A 314-nucleotide genomic window follows, 5' to 3' on the forward strand; every position below is an offset into this window, starting at 1 on the left:
TCGTAGGGGAACCTGCGGTTGGATCACCTCCTTACCTTAAAGAAACGTTCTTTGAAGTGCTCACACAGATTGTCTGATGAAAAATAGCAGTAAAGAATCTCTGCAGGCTTGTAGCTCAGGTGGTTAGAGCGCACCCCTGATAAGGGTGAGGTCGGTGGTTCAAGTCCACTCAGGCCTACCAAATTCGTCCCGCGGATTTGAGGGAGATTCACTATACGATGGGGCTATAGCTCAGCTGGGAGAGCGCCTGCTTTGCACGCAGGAGGTCTGCGGTTCGATCCCGCATAGCTCCACCATCTTTACTGCAACAAACC

2 tRNA genes are annotated in these 314 nt (G+C 51.6%); both read left to right on the forward strand.

The annotated features are described in order from the left end of the window. Positions 1-104: 104 nt before the first annotated feature. A tRNA-Ile gene (locus M989_RS24100) sits at positions 105-181 on the forward strand. 39 nt (positions 182-220) lie between these two features. Next, positions 221-296: transfer RNA gene (locus M989_RS24105), tRNA-Ala, on the forward strand. The last annotated feature ends 18 nt before the right edge of the window (positions 297-314 follow it).

Source organism: Kluyvera georgiana ATCC 51603, assembly GCF_001654985.1.
GTDB lineage: Bacteria > Pseudomonadota > Gammaproteobacteria > Enterobacterales > Enterobacteriaceae > Kluyvera > Kluyvera georgiana.